Source organism: Bradyrhizobium sp. CCGB01, assembly GCF_024199795.1.
Lineage (GTDB): Bacteria > Pseudomonadota > Alphaproteobacteria > Rhizobiales > Xanthobacteraceae > Bradyrhizobium.
The window spans coordinates 9,019,716-9,034,451 of record NZ_JANADK010000001.1; the positions used below are offsets into that span (position 1 = coordinate 9,019,716).

Below are 14,736 nucleotides of genomic sequence, written 5' to 3' on the forward strand. Positions count from 1 at the left end.
GGTGGTGTGTTCCGATGCAACTTGAACCGTACCAGGCCGCCTCAAATTTAGTGTCGTTCCGGACAAGCGTAGCGAAGCGGAGCGCCGATCCGGGATCCATAACCCCAGGCTACAGTTTGGCGAAGACTGTTAGCCTCGGCCCGCCTGCCACAAGAGAGCTTTCGCGGTATGGGTCCCTGCGTTCGCAGGGACAACAGTTCTATGTGAGGTCGGCAGCCGGCCTCCGACGAACCTACTTCACCGCGTCGAAACACCAGGCCAGAATGCCCTTCTGCGCGTGCAGGCGGTTTTCGGCCTCGTCGAACACGACCGATTGCGGGCCGTCGATCACCTCGTCGGTGACCTCCTCACCGCGATGGGCGGGCAGGCAGTGCATGAACAGCGCATCGGGCTTGGCCAGCGACATCAGCTTGGCATTGACCTGATAGGGCTTGAGCACGTTGTGACGGTGCTCGCCTTCCTTGTCGCCCATCGACACCCAGGTGTCGGTGACGACGCAGTCGGCGCCGTGCACGGCGGCCTCGGGATCGGTGCCGAGCACGATCGACGCCCCGGTCGCCTTGATGAAGTCGCGCATCACCTTCTTCGGTGCGAGCTCGGGCGGCGTTGCGACGTTGAGCTTGAACTTGAAGCGCTCGGCCGCATGGGCCCAGGACGCCAGCACATTGTTGTCGTCGCCGGTCCAGGCCACCGTCCGTCCTTCGATCGGGCCGCGATGTTCCTCATAGGTCATGAGGTCGGCCATCACCTGGCAAGGGTGCGAACGGCGCGTCAGGCCGTTGATGACCGGCACGGTGGCGTTTGCCGCAAGCTCCAGCAAGGCCTCGTGATTGAGGATGCGGATCATGATGGCGTCGACATAGCGCGACAGCACGCGCGCGGTGTCGGCAATGGTCTCGCCGCGGCCCAGCTGCATCTCGGCACCGGTGAGCATGATGGGCTCGCCGCCAAGCTGGCGCATCGCGACGTCGAACGACACGCGGGTGCGGGTCGAGGGGCGTTCGAAGATCATCGCCAGCGTCTTGCCTTCGAGCGGCTTCACGGGCTGCTGCGCCTTCTGCTTCGCCTTCATCGCGGAGGATGCGGCGAGCATGCGCTTGAGCTCCGACAGCGGCAGCTCGTTGATATCGAGGAAGTGCTTGGGGGAGTTACTCATCAGCTTGCCGCCCGCTTGGTGCCCGCAAGCGCAGTGCAGGCGCGTTCGAGCCGCCCGACGCTGTCCTCGATCTCGGCTTCGCTGACGATCAAGGGCGGCAGGAAACGCACGACATTGTCGCCGGCACCGACCGTGAGCAGTTTCTGGTCGCGCAGCGCCGCGACGAGATCGCCGGAGGGCACCACGGCCTTGATGCCGATCAGGAGGCCTTCGCCGCGCACTTCGCTGACGACGTCGGGATGACGGTCGATCACGGAGGCGAGCTTCTGCTTGAGCAGCAGCGACATCTTCTGCACGTGATCGAAGAAGCCGGGCTTGAGCATGACGTCGAGCACGGCGTTCGCAGCCGAGATCGCCAGCGGGTTGCCGCCGAAGGTCGAGCCGTGCGAGCCGGGCCCCATGCCGGAAGCCGCATCCGCAGTCGCCAGCACCGCGCCGATCGGAAAGCCGCCGCCGAGCGCCTTCGCCAGCGACATGACGTCAGGTGTGACGCCGGTGCGCCTGTGCGCGAAGAGATCGCCGGTGCGGCCCATGCCGGTCTGCACCTCGTCGAACGCGAGCAGCAGGCCCTTCTCGTCGCAGAGCTGGCGCAGCGCCTTGAGGAAGGAGGGCGTCGCCGAACGCACGCCGCCCTCGCCCTGGATCGGCTCGATCAGGATGCCGGCGGTCTGCGGACCAATCGCCTTCTTCACGGCCTCGATGTCGCCGTGCGGGATCTGGTCGAAACCGTCCATCGGCGGACCAAAACCTTCGAGATATTTTGCAGATCCCGTCGCAGCCAGCGTTGCCAATGTGCGGCCGTGGAAGGCGCCTTCGAAGGTGATGATGCGATAACGTTCCGGATGCCCCATGGAGAAGTGATGATGGCGGACCAGCTTGATCACACCCTCCAGCGCTTCAGCGCCGGAATTGCAGAAGAACACGAAGTCCGCGAAGCTTTCGTTGCACAGACGCGCCGCAAGCTTCTCGCCATCCGGGCTCTGGAACAGGTTCGACATGTGCCAGAGCTTGGTGGCCTGCTCCTGCAACGCCTTGACCAACACCGGATGCGCATGGCCGAGCGCATTCACCGCCACGCCCGAGGTGAAATCGAGATAACGCTCGCCGTTGGTCGCGATCAGCCAGCAGCCTTCGCCGCGCTCGAAACCGAGGTCGGACCTGGCGAAAACGGGGAGCAAATGCGGCGCTGCGCTGTTAGTCATGACGATCACTTGATTGTTGCGGACGGTGTGAGCGTGCATTGCGCAACGCACCATTGACCGGCCCGGAAAACGAAACGTGCCGCCTTTTAAGGGCGGCACGCGCAACCATCTTATGCCTGGTGAAACGGGTGTCAATGCCGCCCGGAAAGCCTCGCGAAATGCTTAATCCGTAGTCTTGCGGTGGCGATTTTGCGTATTTTCGCCACGGAACATGTGGAAGCGAGTCGGCGGACTCTTGCGCGTGAGTCACGCCATATTGTAGCGTTTGGCTTGTCAGATACGACATCTCGTGCAGCAGTTCTGATCCTCTAAGTCCTCATGTACCGGCGTAAGCGTTCGGGCGCATCTGGCGCGCCCGGCGAGCCTTAAGGGATTCTGACGGCACGGGTTTTTCGAAGCTTAGGCATTCGCTGTGCGGCCCCAGGATGGCAGGCGCCGGCGGAGGAAAGGGTGCAATGACGGTTTTGACCTGGTCAGATGATCGCGTCGAGCAGCTGAAAAAGCTCTGGGAGGCCGGACTTTCGGCCAGCCAGATCGCCGCTGAGCTTGGCAACGTGACCCGCAACGCGGTGATCGGCAAGGTGCACCGGCTCGGCCTGTCCGGCCGCGCCAAGAGCCCCTCGTCCGCAGCGCCCCGGCCGCGCAAGGCGCGTCCCGCGCAGCACATGATGCGGGTGAGCCGGCCGATCGCGCGCGGCAACACCGCGCTGGCGCAGGCCTTCGAGGTCGAGGTCGAGGCCGAACCGGTCACCTACGACAACGTGGTGCCGATGAGCCAGCGACTGTCGCTGCTGGAGCTGAACGAGGCGACCTGCCACTGGCCGGTCGGCGATCCCTCGAGCCCGGATTTCTTCTTCTGCGGCGGCAAGGCGCTCTCCGGCCTGCCCTACTGCGCCCAGCACTCGCGCGTGGCGTATCAGCCCGCAGCGGATCGCAGGCGCGCGCCGGCGAAGCCGGGTCCGCGCTGAGAGTTTTCTGAGATCACGACGGCAGCCGTCACGCGATGACGGCTCCACAAGATGGGCGTCGTCCCTGCGAAAGCAGGGACCCATAACCACAGGGCGCAATTGTCGCGCAAAGTGGTCACTCCGAGTCTTCGCCTCACCACTCCCCGTGGTTATGGGTCCCGGCGTTCGCCGGGACGACATCGGAAATTGTAGCGGCGGATCGCTAAATCAGCTCGCAAACCCTACGCCTGCTCTGCCTTCGCAAAGCGATCATCGAGCGCATAGCCGGCGCCGCGGACGGTGCGGATCGGGTCCTGCTCGCGGCCAAGATTGAGCAGCTTGCGCAAGCGGCCGATATGCACGTCCACGGTGCGCTCGTCGATATAGATGTCGCGGCCCCAGACGCTGTCGAGCAGTTGCTCGCGCGAGAACACCCGGCCCGGATGCTCCAGGAAGAACTCCAGCAGGCGATATTCGGTCGGGCCAAGATCGATCGGCCGGCCCGAGCGCGCCACGCGGCGCTTGTCGCGGTCGAGCTCGATGTCGCCATAGGCGAGCACGGTTGCGAGCCGCTCCGGGCTTGCGCGCCGCAGCAGACCCTTCACGCGCGCCAGCAGCTCGGGCACCGAAAACGGCTTGACGATGTAGTCGTCGGCGCCGGTCGCAAGTCCGCGCACCCGCTCGCTCTCCTCGCCGCGCGCGGTGAGCATGATGATCGGGAGCTGCTTGGTCTCCGGGCGGGTACGAAGCCGCCGGCACAGCTCGATGCCGGACAGTCCCGGCAGCATCCAGTCGAGCACGATCAAATCGGGGATGTGCTCCTTGAGACGGGTGTCGGCGTCGTCGCCGCGCATCACCGTCTCGACGTCGTAGCCGTCGCCTTCGAGATTGTAGCGAAGCAGCTCGGTGAGAGCTTCCTCGTCCTCAACCACCATAATGCGTGCGCCCATCGGGTCGTCGCTCCTTAAGTATTCGGAACCGTCGTGGCGAAGGTCGTCATGTCGCCCTTCGGCCGCTTGTCGGTGATCGCCTGTCCCTCGATCATGTAGAACACGGTCTCGGCGATGTTGGTGGCGTGGTCGCCGATGCGCTCGATGTTCTTGGCGCAGAACATCAAATGGATGCAGAACGAGATGTTGCGCGGATCCTCCATCATGTAGGTGAGGAGTTCGCGGAACAGCGAGGTGCAGATGGCGTCGACTTCCTCGTCGCCCTTCCACACCGCCATCGCCGCCGGCAGGTCGTGCGCGGCATAGGCGTCCAGCACCGACTTGACCTGCTGCTGCACGAGGTCGGTCATGTGCTCGAGGCCGCGGAACAGCTTGAGCGGATGGAAATCGGTCTCCAGCGCCGCGACGCGCTTGCCCATGTTCTTGGCGAGGTCGCCGATGCGCTCGAGATCGGTCGCGACGCGCATGGCGCCGACGATTTCGCGCAAATCGACAGCCATCGGCTGGCGGCGCGCGATGGTCAGCACGGCGCGCTCCTCGATCTTCTTCTGAAGTGCGTCGAGATCGGCATCGATGGCGACGACGCGCTGACCGAGCGCGACGTCGCGGCGGATCAGCGCGTCGACGGAATCGACGATCATGCGCTCGGCGATCCCGCCCATCTCCGCGACCAGGCGGGTGAGTTCCTGGAGGTCGGTGTCGAAGGCCTTTGCGGTATGTTCAGAACCCATATCCCGTCTCCTCAGCCGAACCGGCCGGTGATGTAATCCTGCGTGCGCCGGTCGGTCGGCGACGTGAAGATCTTGCTGGTGTCGTCGAACTCGATCAACTCGCCGAGATACATGAAGGCGGTCTTGTCGGAGACGCGCGCCGCCTGCTGCATGTTGTGGGTGACGATCGCGATCGTGTAGTTCTCGGACAGCTCCTGGATCAGCTCCTCGACCTTGGCGGTCGAGATCGGGTCGAGCGCCGAGCAGGGCTCGTCGAACAGGATGACCTCGGGCCGCACCGCGACCGTGCGGGCGATGCAGAGGCGCTGCTGTTGGCCGCCGGAGAGCGACAGGCCGGAGGCGTTGAGCTTGTCCTTGACCTCGTTCCACAGCGCGCCGCCACGCAGCGCCTTCTCGACGCGGTCGTCCATCTCGGACTTCGAGATCTTCTCGTAGAGACGGATGCCGAACGCGATGTTCTCGTAGATCGTCATCGGGAACGGCGTCGGCTTTTGGAACACCATGCCGACGCGGGCGCGCAGCAGGTTGAGGTCGAGCTTGGGGTCGAGGATGTTGGTCTGGTCGAGCATGAGCTGGCCGGTGACGCGCTGGCCCGGATAGAGGTCGTACATCCGGTTGAAGATGCGCAGCAGGGTCGACTTGCCGCAACCCGACGGGCCGATGAACGCCGTGACGCGGTTGGTGCCGAGCGCCAGGTTAATGTTCTTCAGCGCGTGGTGCTCGCCATAGTAGAAGTTGAGGTTGCGAACCGTCACCTTGGCGGGCGCCTCGGGCAGCGGCTGCGAGCCGTGCTGAACGGCGGGCGTACTGACGGAAACAGACATTTCGCTCATTTTGCAGTCCTCTCGGCGCTAAGGAGGCGCGCGCCAATGTTCAGGGCAAGCACGGTCAACGTGATCAGCAAGGCGCCGCTCCAGGCGAGCTGCTTCCAGTAGGCGTAGGGGCTCTGCACGAAGTTGTTGATGGTGACCGGCAGGTTCGCCATCGTCTTGTTCAGGCCGAGGCTGAAGAACTGGTTCGACAGCGCGGTGAAGAGCAGCGGCGCGGTCTCGCCGGCGACGCGGGCGGTGGCCAGCATCACGCCGGTGATGAGGCCGGAGCGCGCGGCACGATAAGCGATGCGCTTGATCACCAGCGAGCGCGGCAGGCCGAGCGCGGACGCCGCCTCTCGCAGCGCGTTCGGCACCAGCAGCAGCATGTCCTCGGTCGTACGCAGGACCACCGGAATGACGATGACGGCGAGCGCGAGACTGCCGGCGATCGCCGAGAAGCCGCGCATCGGCACCACCACCGCACCGTAGATGAACAGGCCGATGATGATCGAGGGCGCCGAAAGCAGGATGTCGTTGATGAAACGGATCACCGAGGTCAGCTTGTCGTTGCGGCCGTACTCGGCGAGATAGGTGCCGGCGAACAGACCGAGCGGCGCACCGATGCCGACACCGAGCACGGTCATGATCAGCGAGCCGACGATCGCGTTGCGCAGGCCGCCTTCAGTCGAACCCGGAGGCGGAGTGTCCGCGACGAAGATCTCGAGGTTCAAACCCGCAAGGCCGTTGTAGAGCAGCGTGACCAGGATCAGCGCGAGCCAGGTGACGCCAAAGGCGGCGGCGCCGAAGCAGAGCCCGCGGATCACGATGTCCTTGCGGCGGCGGCGTGAATAGATCGGGTTCATGTTACTTTCCCGCTTTCTGGTCCAGCCGCATCAGCATCAGCCGGGCAGCCGCAAGTACGAAGAACGTCAGCACGAACAGCAGGAGACCGAGCAGGATCAGGCCGGACTGGTGCAGGCCGTCGCTTTCGGCGAATTCGGACGCGATCGCCGCCGAGATCGTGGTGCCCGGCGCGAAGATCGACGACGAGATGCGGAACGAGTTGCCGATGATGAAGGTCACCGCCATGGTCTCGCCGAGCGCGCGACCCAGGGCCAGCATGACGCCGCCGATAACGCCGACGCGGGTGTAGGGGATCACCACGCTGCGGACGACTTCCCAGGTGGTGCAGCCGACGCCGTAGGCCGCCTCCTTGAGGACCGGAGGCACCGTCTTGAACACGTCGACCGAGATCGAGGTGATGAAGGGCAACACCATGATCGCGAGGATCAGCGAGGCGTTGAACAGGCTGAGATAGGACGGAGGTCCCGCGAAGATCGCCCCCAGCACGGGGACGCCATCGAAGATCCTGATCATGAAGGGCTGGAACGTGTTGGCCAGGAACGGGCCCAGCACGAAGAAGCCCCACATGCCGTAGATGATCGAGGGAATGCCGGCGAGCAGCTCGATCGCCATGCCGATCGGGCGGCGCGCCCATTGCGGGCAGAGCTCGGTGAGGAAGATCGCGATGCCAAGACCCACGGGAATGGCGATCAGCATCGCGATGAAGGAGGTCACGAGCGTGCCGTAGATCGGTCCGAGCGCACCGAGAACCGGCGGATCGGCCGACGGCGCCCAGCGCTGCGTCCACAGGAAGGAGATGCCGAATTCCTTCATCGCCGGGAAGGCGCCGACGATCAGCGAAATGATGATGCCGCCGAGGATCAGGAGCACCGAGATCGCGGAGAGCCGCGTGATCCAGTAGAAAGTGACGTCGCCGAGCTTGAATGCGCTCAAGGCCTTGGCGCGGTCATACGGTCCGGCGTCGTCGATTACATCGCTCTGAACGGCCATTTCTGCCACGCCGATCCCCTGTGCCCGTTTATATACGCTTGTTGTCGGTCTTGTTGTTGGACTTGCGCTCCGGATGCGGCGCGATGCCGATCCGGAGCGGACGTCTTTTGAGATCCCGGCGCCGTGTCCGGGACAAGAGCGCTTAGCTCTTGATCTCGGCAGCCCAGGTCTTCTCGATCAGGGTCACGACGCCCTCGGGCATCGGGATGTAGTCGAGCTCTTCAGCCGCCTTGCCGCCATTCTTGAAGGCCCAGCGGAAGAACTTGATGGCTTCCTGCGAGGCCGCCTTGTCGGTGGCTGCCTTGTGCATGAGGATGAAGGTCGCCGCGGTGATCGGCCAGGACTTCTCGCCGGGCTGGTCGGTCAGGATGACATAGTAGCCCGGAGCCTTGGCCCAGTCGGCGTTGGAAGCGGCCGCCTGGAAGGCTTCGACCGTCGGCTGCACCGGCTTGCCGGCCTTGTTGACGAGGCCGGTGTAGGTCAGCTTGTTCTGCTTGGCATAGGCGTACTCGACGTAGCCGATCGAGTTCTTGGTCTGGCTGATGTTGCCCGACACGCCTTCGTTGCCCTTGGCGCCGACGCCGACCGGCCACTCGACCGCCGTGCCCTCACCGACCTTGCTCTTCCAGTCCGCGCTGGCCTTGGCGAGGTAGTTGGTGAAGTTGAAGGTGGTGCCCGAGCCGTCCGAGCGGCGGACCACGGTGATCGCTTCCGACGGCAGCTTCACGTTCGGGTTGAGCTTCTTGATCGCGGCGTCGTCCCACTTGGTGATCTTGCCGAGATAGATGCTGGCGAGGGTCTCACCGTCGAACACCATCTCACCGGGCTTCACGCCCTCGATGTTGACGACGGGAACGATGGCGCCCATCACCATCGGCCACTGGACGAGGCCGTCCTTCTCGAGCTGCTCGGCCTTGAGCGGGGCGTCGCTGGCGCCGAAGGTCACGGTCTTGGCCTGGATCTGCTTGATGCCGCCGCCCGAACCGATCGATTGGTAGTTCAGACCGTTGCCGGTCTCCTTCTTGTAGGCGTCAGCCCATTTCGAATAGATCGGGAACGGGAACGTCGCGCCTGCACCCGTGATGTCGGCAGCAAAGGCCGCCGTCGTCGATGCGGCGACCAAGCCAGCAGCGACGATGGTTTTGATGAAATTCATGCTGGTCTCCATACAGGGGAGCGAAGCGCCATCCGCGCCCGATCGCGCTCCCCGTGCCGCCCCTTTAGGATCGGTCGGCTGTGCTTTTACGAAGGTTTCGTGACAGCTGGATGACACATTCAAGCGATTGAAATCGCTTGAATATTAGCTCGAAGCCGGGGCCTTCGCCTGGGGAAAACAGGCGGTAAAAGTGGCGCCCTGCCTGGGCACGCTTTCGATCAAAAGCCGGCCGCGATGGCGGTTAAGAATATGTTTCACCAGCGATAATCCGAGTCCGGTTCCGCCTTGCGAGCGGCTGTCGCCGACGTCCACCCGGTAGAACCGCTCGGTCAGGCGCGGCAAGTGCTCGGGCGCGATGCCGGGCCCGAAATCGCGGACCATGACCCGGATTTCCTGAGTTCCATCAGAGGCCGCCGGGTTTGTCAGCGACACGATGACACGTCCGCCCGAGGCCCCGTATTTGAGCGCGTTCTCGATCAGGTTCTCGAACAGTCGAAGCAGCTCCTCGCGGTCACCCGCGATCATGACCGGCGCGTCCGGCAGATTGGTCTCGACCTCGACCTGGCGCTCCCGCGCCAGCGGCTCGAGCCCGTCGGCGACCTGGAAGATGATCGGCAGCAGGTCGACCAGGGTGTCGGGCCGGACATGGGCCGACAGCTCGACCCGCGACAGCGAGAGCAGATCGTCGATCAGGCGCGCCATCCGGGTCGCCTGGTTGTGCATGATACCCAGGAAGCGCTCGCGGGCCTTGGGATCGTCCTTGGCCTGGCCCTGGAGCGTGTCGATGAAGCCCGACAGTGCGGCGAGCGGCGTGCGCAGCTCGTGGCTGGCATTGGCGACGAAGTCGGCGCGCATCTCCTCGACCCGGCGCAGCGGCGTCTGGTCGTGGAAGGTCATCAGCATGCATTTGTCGGCGCCGCCGAAGGTGGTCGGCACCGGCACAGGCGTGATGATCAGCTCCATCCAGCGATCGACCGGGACGTGGTCGAGATAGGTCGCGCGCCGCGGTTCGGTGGTCGCGATCGATTCACGCAGCGCGGTGATGATCTCCGGCGAGCGCAGCGCGAACTGGGCGAGCTCGTTCCTGCGCAGCGCCGGCGCCAGCTGGGCGGCGGCTGCATTGAGATGGATGACACGCCCGGCGCGGTCGAGCAGCACCGCCGGATCCGGCATGCCGGCGACAACCGCGGCTACCGCCGCGCTCTCGACCGGATTGACGCGGCGGGTATCGTCGCGCGAGGCGGCGTTGTCGTGAAGCCGCCAGGGGATCAGCGCCGCGGCCGCGATGCAGAGGAACACCGCCGCGGCCCGCATCACCGACAATTCGCCGAGCGAGACCACCACCGACAGCGCCAGCGCCGCCGCGATCAGGATGACGGTCGAGTGTCGCAGCCGGTCGGACCAGGGCTGCGCGGAGGGAGAAGATGGGGCGTCGATCGCCATCGGGGCGTGCTTCTCCTAAGGGGGTGCGCCGGTCAGGCGCCGCTGTCGCTGCGCTCTCTCACATAGGCGGCTTCACGCGCCGGGCCGGGGTCGAGCTTGAGCGCCGCCTGCTGCAAGCGCTTCGATCGAGCGCCGATTATAACCTCGCGAAACGTCAGCAAGATTACAGATATGACGAAGGGGGAGAGATAATAGAGGACGCGGAACAGGAGCATGCCGCCCAGCAGTTCCTCGCGGTCCATCTGCCAGAGGCCGACCAGCATGGCGGCGTCGAACACGCCGAGCCCGCCCGGCGAGTGGCTGGCGAAGCCGAGCAGCGTCGCCGAGACGAAGATCACCGCCACCACGACGAAGCCGAGATTGGGCTCGTCGGGGACCAGCACGTACATCGCGAGCGCACAGAAGCCGAGATCGATGATGCCGATGGCGATCTGGAGCAGCGTCAGCGGGCCGCCCGGCAGCACCACGGTCCAGGGCCCGCGGCCGACCACCCGCGGCTGGGTCCAGACCCAGACCACATAGGCGACCAGCCCCACGATGATCATCATCGCCAGCATCCGGTTCAGCCAGGCCGGAAGCAGGTCGATCGAGGCAGCGGCTTCCGGATGATAGGAGATGCCGAGGCCGAGCACCGCGGCATTGCCGAGCCAGAAGGTCAGGCCGGCGAGGAAGCAGATCTTTGCGACGTCGATCGCGTTGAGCCCATAGGCCGAATAGATGCGGTAGCGCACCGCTCCGCCAGTGAAGACGCTGGCGCCGACATTGTGGCCGATCGAATAGCTGGTGAAGGCGGCGAGCGCGTTGATGCGGTAGGGCACATGGGCATGGCCGATCGCGCGCACGGCAAACAGATCGTAGAAGGTCAGGGTGAAATAGCCCGCGGCCACGAACAGCGCCGCCATCGCAATCTGGCTCGGCTCGGTGCTCTTGATCGCTTCGAGGACCTCGTTGACGTCGATGCCGCGCAGCATGTGGTAAAGCACATAACAAGCGATGCCGATGACCGCGACGCTGATCACAACTCCAAGCTTATGCAGGATTTGCTTCTGGCGCAGCAACGTCATCGCCCTGCGTATGGCTTCCAGCATCTAGACCTCGAACAACGCTTCGGCGGCCAGGGTGGCCGGCGGGCAGGCGGACGTCACACAGGCAATCGACGACCCCTCGCCGCCAGCTCCGGCATCGCGCAAGCCCACTGCTCCTCCACTAGCGCGTTTTGGGGCGGAGTGGAATTCAGCAATTCGAACAAAAACTCGTGCCTTCAATATTTTAGGCAGGGTTGCGGGCTCCTGATGCACGGTTTGGCGCTTTCGGCGGCAGGCCTGACGCGAATCTCCATGGCAATCCTGCGCAGTCGCCATGAAGTTTTGATGATTTCGACCGCACAATGTTCCGTCACGGCTTAAGCCGACGTCAATCTATGGGCCTCTCCCGCCTGACGAAAGAGGGGGTCATCGGCGCTGTGGTTCACGGTTGTCCGACCAGCCGAAAGGCCGCGCAGCCGGGCCTTGGCCCCGGCGGCCAGGGTGCAGAGCAACATCACAGAGCGGCTGGCGGCGCGGCGCGCGAGACCACCCGGTCGCGCAGCCAGGCCCCGATGGTGCAGCCGACAAGGTAGCAAGCGAACATGATCAGCCCGAGATCGAGCCAATAGCCGAAGCGGCCGGGCACCACATGCGCGAGGGAGGCCGCGACCAGGGCCGCGGCAAGCACGGCGAGCCAGCGCGCCGTCACCTTCGAGGTGCCGTTGCCGCGCTGGACCACCGAGATCCAGCCCATGCAAAAGCCCAGCAGCAGCGAACCGATCAGCCAGCCCAGATGGAACGAGACGAGATAGGGCATCTTCACCTCACCAGAAATTCGATGCGGCGGTTCTGCGCCTTGCCTTCGTCGGTGTCATTGCCTGCGAGGGGCTGCGTGGCGCCATGGCCGACCGCGGTGAAACGCGTGGCCGGCAGCCCGGCCTTGACCAGGTAGTCGATCACCGCCTGCGCGCGCTTCTCCGAGAGAGCCTGGTTGAAGGAGTCCTCACCATCGGCATCGGTGTGCCCGGCAACCTCGATATTGGTGGTGGGGCAGCGCAGCGCCGTCTCGATGAGATGGTCGAGAATGCCGGCAGAATCCGGGTCGATGTCGGCGCGTTTCGTTGCGAAGCGGATCTTGCCCTTGTTCAGGAGCTCCGTGAACAATTGCTGGCAGACCGTGCCGTCGACCGGGCCCGCGGCAGGCTTCACCGTGATCTCCGGCTTGTACTGCCAGTTCTTTGGAAAGTCCTTGCCAAGCCCGGCGCGGATGTCGTTGGCGGCGCCCTCGTAGAGGGCATCGCCCGACAGCTTCACCTCGCGATCAGACACCACGAGCGTGCCGGTCGACAACCGCGACAGCGCGCCGAGGGCTGCGACCACGGCAGTATTGAAGGAGCCGGGCGCGCCGACGCTGGCCTTGAGATTGTCGACGACCTTTTCGGTGAAGAACTTGCGCGACGCGCTGGTCGCGATCGCCGCATGCACGCTGTTGTCGGGCACGTAGCCGGTCAGCGTTACCGTCGCGGCGACCGGATCCTTGTAGGCCTGGAAGATGTAGGGTGGCGCCTTGACCTCGTTGGAGGCGATCGAAAAACCCTCGGGCAGGTTCTTGAGCGCGGCCGCAATCGCCTCGCGGCCGCCGAGGTCGCGCGCCATCCCTGACAGATTGACCTTGGTGTCCGTGATCGTGATCTTGCCGTCCTTGAGCTTGCCGATCTGGTCGAGCAGCAGCATCGCGGCCGCCTCGAACCGCGGCGGCGCGCCGCGCGCCAGGCTCATCTGATCGGCGACCTCGACCCCGTTGACCTCCTTGCGCGCGGCCTCGGTCAGGCGCGCCTTCATCGACGGCAGGGGCGCTGAGCCCGACAGTGTCACCCGCACCACGTCGCGCTCGGCATTCCAGACGAAGGGCTTTGCTTCGGGAACAAGGCGGGTCCGGTCGTCGACCAGGCGCACGCCGGGGACGAGTTCGACCGCCATCACGGCGTCGCGGCGACCCTCCTCGGAAAAGGCGTCCGCGGCCAGGGCAACGTCGCGGCCGTCCACCGCGATCCGGGTCTTGTCTAGAACGGTATCCTTGAGCGCCGCCGAGCTGCGGGCGGAAAGGTCCGCCTCGACCGGCAAGGTATTATTCCAGGCCGCAAATCCCCACATGACGGCCAGGGGAATTAGCCCTGGCCACCATTTGCTGGCCCACTTGAAAAGCTTCTGCATTCGACGACCCGAACTCTGGAACCGGAGACAAAACAAACCCTTGGCGGGCTGTCAAACCGGAAATGGTGCCCTTCCGAAGGCCATGCGTGGACAATTGGAATAACTTTTTCTTCAAGGGTTCTTCCGTAAGTTGAAGCCGGAATGCCAGAGTCCGCCGGCCGGTCATGAAACAACTCCGTAACAACGTCATCCGCGCCGGGCTGGGAGCACTCTATTTCAGCGGGGCGCACCACCTGTTGCGCCCGCTGTTGTCGGGCGTCGGCGCCATTTTCATGCTGCACCACGTGCGGCCGGCCCGCGAGGCGACGTTCCAGCCCAACCGGCATCTCGAAGTCACCCCCGATTTCCTGCGCGCGACCCTGAGCCATTTGCGCTCGCGCGAGATCGACATCGTCAGCATGGACGAGCTGCATGAGCGGCTGGTGCAGGGCCGGTTCACCCGCCGCTTCGCCGCCTTCACCCTCGACGACGGCTACCGCGACAATCTCGACTATGCGCTGCCGGTTCTGCGCGAATTTGACGCGCCCCTGGCCGTCTATGTCGCGAGCGATTTTGCCGAAGGCACCGGACGTCTCTGGTGGACCGCGCTGGAGGCGGTGATCGCCAAGGCTGACCAGATCGACGTCCGGATCGGCCATTCCGCGCTGCGGCTGGATGCAACGACACCTGCCGCAAAACAGGTGGCGTTCGACCGCCTGCACGACTGGCTGCGCGCGCTGCCGGGCGAGCATGATCTCCAGCGCGAGATCGAGGCGCTCTGCGCCAGCTACGACGTCGACATGGCCGCGCTGTGCCGCAGCCTGTGCCTGTCCTGGCATGAGGTGAAGCGGTTTGCCGCCGATCCGCTGGTCACGATCGGCGCGCACACCATCAGCCATTGCAATCTCGCCAAGCAGAGCGAGGACATCGCCGTGCAGGAGATGGCGGTGAGCCGCGCGCGGATCGAGCAGGCGCTCGGCCGCAAGGTGCAGCATTTTGCATATCCCTATGGCGACCGCGAGGCCGCGGGCGAACGCGAATTCGCACTCGCTGCGACGGCCGGCTTCAAGACCGCGGTGACGACGCGACCGGGCATGCTGTTCGCCGAGAACGCCGGCCACATGACGGCGCTGCCGCGCGTGTCGCTCAACGGCAATTACCAGGACACGCGCATCCTGCCGGTGCTGACCTCGGGTGCCGCCACGGCGATGTGGAACGGCTTCCGCAGGATCGCGGCGGCCTGATCTATCCGCACACCCAGACCTCA

Annotated in this window: 14 protein-coding genes; 2 read left to right on the forward strand and 12 right to left on the reverse strand. The window is 64.9% G+C overall.

Translation table 11 applies throughout. The features are described from left to right. Positions 1–232: 232 nt before the first annotated feature. Together argF and NLM25_RS42525 are read right to left on the reverse strand one after the other, a co-directional pair. Complete coding sequence (argF, locus tag NLM25_RS42520; RefSeq protein WP_254123876.1) at positions 233–1,156, reverse strand: ornithine carbamoyltransferase; 924 nt, start codon at positions 1,154–1,156, stop codon at positions 233–235. Beyond that, a complete protein-coding gene (locus NLM25_RS42525; RefSeq protein ID WP_254140897.1) occupies positions 1,156–2,358 on the reverse strand; it encodes an aspartate aminotransferase family protein in 1,203 nt (400 codons plus the stop codon). The genes argF and NLM25_RS42525 overlap by 1 nt, the downstream gene beginning before the upstream one ends. Positions 2,359–2,813: 455 nt before the next feature. Here NLM25_RS42525 and NLM25_RS42530 point away from each other — a divergent pair, with 455 nt between their 5' ends. Then, positions 2,814–3,326 carry a GcrA family cell cycle regulator gene (locus NLM25_RS42530; RefSeq protein WP_015689154.1) on the forward strand — a complete coding sequence of 171 codons (513 nt, stop codon included), beginning with the start codon at positions 2,814–2,816 and terminating at the stop codon, positions 3,324–3,326. Between the two features lie 221 nt (positions 3,327–3,547). Here NLM25_RS42530 and phoB read toward each other — a convergent pair whose 3' ends face one another. The 10 genes from phoB to NLM25_RS42580 all read right to left on the reverse strand — a co-directional run bounded on the left by phoB (position 3,548) and on the right by NLM25_RS42580 (position 13,490). Next, positions 3,548–4,255, reverse strand: coding sequence for a phosphate regulon transcriptional regulator PhoB (gene phoB, locus NLM25_RS42535; protein WP_014491300.1), 708 nt, complete (start codon positions 4,253–4,255; stop codon positions 3,548–3,550). Between the two features lie 14 nt (positions 4,256–4,269). Beyond that, a complete protein-coding gene (phoU, locus tag NLM25_RS42540) occupies positions 4,270–4,986 on the reverse strand; it encodes a phosphate signaling complex protein PhoU (RefSeq protein WP_254123878.1) in 717 nt (238 codons plus the stop codon). An 11-nt stretch (positions 4,987–4,997) separates the two neighbouring features. Beyond that, the gene (gene pstB / locus NLM25_RS42545) at positions 4,998–5,819 is read right to left on the reverse strand and encodes a phosphate ABC transporter ATP-binding protein PstB (RefSeq protein ID WP_254123879.1); all 822 of its coding nucleotides are present in this window, start codon (positions 5,817–5,819) and stop codon (positions 4,998–5,000) included. Further along, complete coding sequence (gene pstA / locus NLM25_RS42550; RefSeq protein ID WP_254123880.1) at positions 5,816–6,661, reverse strand: phosphate ABC transporter permease PstA; 846 nt, start codon at positions 6,659–6,661, stop codon at positions 5,816–5,818. The genes pstB and pstA overlap by 4 nt, the downstream gene beginning before the upstream one ends. A 1-nt stretch (position 6,662) precedes the next feature. Then, positions 6,663–7,652, reverse strand: coding sequence for a phosphate ABC transporter permease subunit PstC (gene pstC, locus NLM25_RS42555; RefSeq protein WP_254141362.1), 990 nt, complete (start codon positions 7,650–7,652; stop codon positions 6,663–6,665). A gap of 142 nt (positions 7,653–7,794) precedes the next feature. Next, complete coding sequence (pstS, locus tag NLM25_RS42560) at positions 7,795–8,808, reverse strand: phosphate ABC transporter substrate-binding protein PstS (RefSeq protein ID WP_254123881.1); 1,014 nt, start codon at positions 8,806–8,808, stop codon at positions 7,795–7,797. Between the two features lie 144 nt (positions 8,809–8,952). After that, entirely contained in the window at positions 8,953–10,251 is a 1,299-nt protein-coding gene (locus tag NLM25_RS42565; protein WP_254140898.1) for an ATP-binding protein, read from the reverse strand. Positions 10,252–10,283: 32 nt separating this feature from the next. Continuing rightward, positions 10,284–11,339 carry a UPF0104 family protein gene (locus NLM25_RS42570; RefSeq protein ID WP_254123883.1) on the reverse strand — a complete coding sequence of 352 codons (1,056 nt, stop codon included), beginning with the start codon at positions 11,337–11,339 and terminating at the stop codon, positions 10,284–10,286. 451 nt (positions 11,340–11,790) lie between these two features. Further along, positions 11,791–12,093: a hypothetical protein gene (locus NLM25_RS42575; RefSeq protein WP_254123884.1), complete on the reverse strand. Its 303-nt coding sequence runs from the start codon at positions 12,091–12,093 to the stop codon at positions 11,791–11,793. Between the two features lie 2 nt (positions 12,094–12,095). Further along, a complete protein-coding gene (locus NLM25_RS42580) occupies positions 12,096–13,490 on the reverse strand; it encodes an OmpA family protein (RefSeq protein WP_254140899.1) in 1,395 nt (464 codons plus the stop codon). A gap of 164 nt (positions 13,491–13,654) precedes the next feature. Between NLM25_RS42580 and NLM25_RS42585 the strand changes: the two genes are divergently transcribed. Beyond that, positions 13,655–14,713 (forward strand): polysaccharide deacetylase family protein, encoded by a 1,059-nt coding sequence (locus tag NLM25_RS42585; protein ID WP_254140900.1) that lies wholly within the window; start codon positions 13,655–13,657, stop codon positions 14,711–14,713. Positions 14,714–14,736 lie beyond the last annotated feature (23 nt).